Source organism: Burkholderia sp. Ac-20353 (assembly GCF_017104785.1).
GTDB lineage: Bacteria > Pseudomonadota > Gammaproteobacteria > Burkholderiales > Burkholderiaceae > Burkholderia.
Genome location: NZ_JAAGPL010000358.1, coordinates 1 through 4441, shown reverse-complemented (window position 1 = coordinate 4441; position 4441 = coordinate 1). Strand labels below are relative to the sequence as shown.

Below are 4441 nucleotides of genomic sequence, written 5' to 3'. Positions count from 1 at the left end.
GCGTCGCGCCCGCGGCGCGCAGTTCGTCACGCCGGGCCGGATGGCTCGTCAGCGCGACGATCCGCAGGTCGCCGCGCCGCGCGCGCCATTGCGCGATGCAGCGCAGGCCGACGTCGCCGCAGCCGACGATCAGCACGCGCGGCCGGCGCAGGATTCGTGTCGCGATCATGATGTTTGCGAGATCAGTAGCCACCGTTGCGCAACGCGCAACGGCTTGCATTGTAGCTGCCGTGCGCAACCTGCACGGTCCCCACATTTTGTTCTAGTTGGTTCTATGGCATTCAACGTCACTCTCAAGCAAAGCGGCCGGCAATTCCAGGTCGAGTCGGACGAAACCGTGCTGGCAGCCGCGCTGCGCCAGAACGTCCACCTGCCGTACGGCTGCAAGAACGGCGCGTGCGGCTCCTGCAAGGGCCAGATCGTGTCGGGCCAGATCGAGCAAGGCCCGCATGCCGCGTCGGCGCTGTCCAACGACGAACGCACGCGCGGCCTCGCGCTGCTGTGCTGCTCGAAGGCGCAATGCGATCTCGAGATCGACGTGCGCGAGATCGCCGGCGTCGACGGCGTGCAGGTCAAGAAGCTGCCGTGCCGGATCGCCGCGCTCGAGCGCAAGGCCGATGACGTGATGGTGCTGAAGCTGCAATTGCCCGCGAACGAGCGCCTGCAGTATCTCGCCGGCCAGTACCTCGAATTCATCCTGAAGGACGGCTCGCGCCGCAGCTATTCGATGGCGAATGCGCCGCACGAGGAAGGCCCCGTCGAACTGCACATCCGCCACATGCCGGGCGGCAAGTTCACCGACCACGTGTTCGGCGCGATGAAGGAGCGCGACATCCTGCGCTTTGAAGGCCCGCTCGGCACGTTCTTCCTGCGCGAGGATTCCGACAAGCCGATCGTGCTGCTCGCGTCAGGCACCGGCTTCGCGCCGATCAAGGCGATCATCGAGCACGTGAAGCATTCCGGCATCACGCGGCCGATGACGCTCTATTGGGGCGCGCGCCGCAAGAAGGACATCTACCTCGGCGAACTCGCCGAGCAATGGGCAAGCGAGATCCCGAACTTCAGGTTCGTGCCGGTGCTGTCGGAGCCGGACGACGCCGACGCGTGGACGGGCCGCACCGGCTTCGTCCATCGCGCGGTGATCGAGGACCTGCCCGACCTGTCCGCGTACCAGGTCTACGCGTGCGGCGCGCCGGTGATGGTCGAATCCGCGCAACGCGACTTCACGCAGCATCACGGCCTGCCCGCGGACGAGTTCTACGCGGACTCGTTCACGAGCGCCGCCGATCTCGCGCATCCGGTCTGAGCCCGGCCGGCTCCCGCGCCCGCGGGGCCGCCGCGACATATTTGTTGCATCGCGGCGGTTTACAGTGGGACGCGGGATGCCGTATGCTTGGGCACATGAACCGCTTCCTGTCCGCTCTCCGACGTCGCCGCTCGCCGCTCCGCCCGGATGCCGCCGGCTCGTCACGGACTCGCGCGTAACCCCCGCCTCGCTTCATCGGTTACGCACAAGCTGTTCGAACCACCCAGCCACGGCATCTACCGTGGCTTTTTTATTGTCTTTTCCCTTTGACCGCCCGCTGGAGTCTGCCGCCATGCCCCTGAACGACTATCCGATCGACTCGCTGATGTACATCACGAACCGCCCCGACATCGTGTTCACGCACGGCAAGGGTTCATGGCTCTACGATCACACCGGCAAGCGCTATCTGGATTTCATCCAGGGCTGGGCGGTCAACAGCCTCGGCCACTGCAACGACGGCGTCGTCGACGCACTCAAGTCGCAGGCGGAAAAGCTGCTGAACCCGTCACCGGCGTTCTACAACGAACCGATGGCAAAGCTCGCGAGCCTGCTCACGCAGCACAGCGTGTTCGACAAGGTGTTCTTCACGAACAGCGGCGCCGAAGCCAACGAAGGCGCGATCAAGCTCGCGCGCAAGTGGGGCCGCAAGTTCAAGGACGGCGCGTACGAGATCATCACGTTCGACCACAGCTTCCACGGCCGTACGCTCGCGACGATGTCGGCAAGCGGCAAGCCGGGCTGGGACACGATCTACGCGCCGCAGGTGCCCGGCTTCCCGAAGGCCGAGCTGAACAACATCGAGTCGGTCGAGAAGCTGATCAACGGCAAGACGGTCGCGGTGATGCTCGAGCCGATCCAGGGCGAAGGCGGCGTGGTCCCGGCGACGCGCGAATTCATGCGCGCGCTGCGCGCGCTGACGAAGCAGCACAACCTGCTGTTGATCGTCGACGAAGTGCAGAGCGGCTGCGGCCGCGCGGGCACGCTGTTCGCGTACGAGCTCGCCGACATCGAGCCGGACATCATGACGCTCGCCAAGGGCATCGGCGGCGGCGTGCCGCTCGGCGCGCTGCTGTCGAAGGCCGACGTCGCGGTGTTCGAGGCCGGCGACCAGGGCGGCACCTACAACGGCAACCCGCTGATGACGGCGGCCGGCTACGCGGTGATCTCGCAGCTCGTCGCGCCCGGCTTCCTCGAAGGCGTGCGCGCCCGCGGCGAATACCTGAAGCGCAAGCTGCTCGAGCTGTCCGAAGAACGCGGCTTCGAGGGCGAGCGCGGCGAGGGCCTGCTGCGCGCGCTGCTGCTCGGCAAGGACATCGGCCCGCAGATCGTCGAGAAGGCACGCGACATGCAGCCGGACGGCCTGCTGCTGAACGCGGCGCGCCCGAACCTGCTGCGCTTCATGCCGGCGCTGAACGTGACCACCGAAGAGATCGACCAGATAATGGCGATGCTGCGGTCGGTGCTCGACACGCTCTGAGGAGATCCGCCCGATGGATGCCGCCGCCGATGACGTTGCGATCCGTCCGTTCGATCGCGCCGATACCGACGCCGTGCTCGCGGTCTGGCGCGACGCGTTCCCTCAGTACACCGAGACGGACACGCCGCCGCACCGCGATCCGGTGCGATCGATCGAGCTGAAGCTCGCGACGCAACCCGAGCTGTTCTTCGTCGCGGTCTGCGGCGCGCGCGTCGTCGGCACGCTGATGGCCGGCTTCGACGGCCATCGCGGCTGGCTGTATTCGTTCGGCGTCGCGCACGGCGCGCGCCGGCTCGGCGTCGGCCGCGCGCTGATCGCGCAGGCGGAAGCGGCGCTCGTCGCACGCGGCTGCCTGAAGGTGAACCTGCAGGTGCTGCCCGGCAACGACGACGCATGCCGTTTCTATGCGGCGCTCGGCTATCAGGTCGAGGAGCGCATTTCGTTCGGCAAGCTGCTGCCGGCCGCATGACGCAAGCGCTGACGCCGGCAGCGGCCGGCGTCAGCGCGTGACCGGCTCCGCGCCTGGTAGCGGATTGCCGAGCGCGTCGGTCGGCACCGCCTGCTGTTCGAACGCGGCGAAATACGCGGCCCACTGCGTATCGGTAACGCGCACGATCAGCGCGCCGTCCTGCCAGATGTCGTTGTGGTCGTTGCTGTCGTCGCCCGCGCGATGCAGGAAGTGCGGACCCGACGACCCCTGGTTCATGTGCGTGTCGTGGATGCCGTTGCCTTCGACGTACGTGCGGCCGAACACGACCACGTCGAGCCCCTGCGACTCCGCGGCGCCGACGAGGCGCAGCAGCGACGGAATCGGCTCCGGGTGCACGGTGCCGTCCATCACGTCGCTCGGGCGCCACGCGCCCGTTTCGTTCAGGATGTCGCTGCGCAGGTAGTCGAGCGCGGGCAGCGCGGCGGCGCCCGTCAGATCGGTGTAGCCTTCCTGCGCGTCCGCGAGTGTCTGCGTGACCGGATGGTGGAAGTCGTAGACGAGCTTGTAGTTCAGCAGGTCGTCCGCGTCATTGGTGCCGACGTTGATCGCGACATCCCAGTCGCCCGTCGGCAGCGCGAGCGTCAGGTGGATGTGATACTGGATCTCGCTGCCGTGCGGCGACGCCTTCAACCCCGCCACCGACTTCACCTTCGCCTTCACGAAACCGTAGTCCAGACTCATGCGTGTTCTCCGTGTGCCGATGGGCTGCCCATGCTACGCGGCCCGCATGTCGGTTTGCGGACGCGCGGCACATAAGAAAAAGGCCGTCACGGCGAACCATGACAGCCTTTCGAAAGCCCTGCGCGTCGCGTGCGGCCTCAGCCGCACCGGCACGCCGGGCCCGCTCATTTACACACTCATTCGCCCACTCATTCGCCCAAGTATGCGGCCCGCACCTTCGGATCGTCGAGCATCTGCTTCGCTTCGCCTTCCATCGTGACCATGCCCGAGTCCATCACGTAGCCGCGGTCGGCTGCCTGCAGCGCGAGACGCGCATTCTGCTCGACCAGCAGCACCGTGATGCCCTCCTTCGAGATCGTGCGCACCACTTCGAAGATCTTCTCGACCATGATCGGCGACAGCCCCATCGACGGCTCGTCGAGCAGCAGCAGCTTCGGCTTGGAAAGAATCGCGCGCGACATCGCCAGCATCTGCTGCTCGCCGCCCG

General features: G+C 66.8%; 4 protein-coding genes and 2 pseudogenes. 3 read left to right on the top strand and 3 right to left on the bottom strand.

What is annotated here, in order from left to right; translation table 11 throughout:
- A pseudogene (locus G3N94_RS39945) lies at nucleotides 1-169 on the bottom strand (SDR family NAD(P)-dependent oxidoreductase); the annotation flags it as partial.
- A gap of 105 nt (nucleotides 170-274) precedes the next feature.
- Here G3N94_RS39945 and G3N94_RS39940 point away from each other — a divergent pair.
- From G3N94_RS39940 to G3N94_RS39930, 3 genes are all read left to right on the top strand, one after another.
- Nucleotides 275-1306 carry a CDP-6-deoxy-delta-3,4-glucoseen reductase gene (locus G3N94_RS39940; protein WP_205799693.1) on the top strand — a complete coding sequence of 344 codons (1032 nt, stop codon included), beginning with the start codon at nucleotides 275-277 and terminating at the stop codon, nucleotides 1304-1306.
- Nucleotides 1307-1598: 292 nt separating this feature from the next.
- Nucleotides 1599-2783, top strand: coding sequence for an acetylornithine transaminase (locus G3N94_RS39935; protein WP_205799692.1), 1185 nt, complete (start codon nucleotides 1599-1601; stop codon nucleotides 2781-2783).
- Nucleotides 2784-2796: 13 nt separating this feature from the next.
- Complete coding sequence (locus G3N94_RS39930) at nucleotides 2797-3252, top strand: GNAT family acetyltransferase (protein WP_205799691.1); 456 nt, start codon at nucleotides 2797-2799, stop codon at nucleotides 3250-3252.
- A 30-nt stretch (nucleotides 3253-3282) separates the two neighbouring features.
- Here the strand turns inward: G3N94_RS39930 and G3N94_RS39925 are convergent, their stop codons facing one another.
- Both G3N94_RS39925 and G3N94_RS39920 read right to left on the bottom strand, forming a co-directional pair.
- Nucleotides 3283-3954 (bottom strand): DUF2278 family protein, encoded by a 672-nt coding sequence (locus G3N94_RS39925; RefSeq protein ID WP_205799690.1) that lies wholly within the window; start codon nucleotides 3952-3954, stop codon nucleotides 3283-3285.
- 188 nt (nucleotides 3955-4142) lie between these two features.
- Nucleotides 4143-4441 (bottom strand): annotated as a pseudogene (locus G3N94_RS39920) (ABC transporter ATP-binding protein); the annotation flags it as partial.

Excerpts from the sequence above, each read along its gene's own strand:
- G3N94_RS39925 (WP_205799690.1), bottom strand. The coding sequence starts at position 3,954 with ATGAGTCTGGACTACGGTTTCGTGAAGGCGAAGGTGAAGTCGGTGGCG.
- G3N94_RS39940 (WP_205799693.1), top strand. The coding sequence starts at position 275 with ATGGCATTCAACGTCACTCTCAAGCAAAGCGGCCGGCAATTCCAGGTC.
- G3N94_RS39935 (WP_205799692.1), top strand. The coding sequence starts at position 1,599 with ATGCCCCTGAACGACTATCCGATCGACTCGCTGATGTACATCACGAAC.
- G3N94_RS39930 (WP_205799691.1), top strand. The coding sequence starts at position 2,797 with ATGGATGCCGCCGCCGATGACGTTGCGATCCGTCCGTTCGATCGCGCC.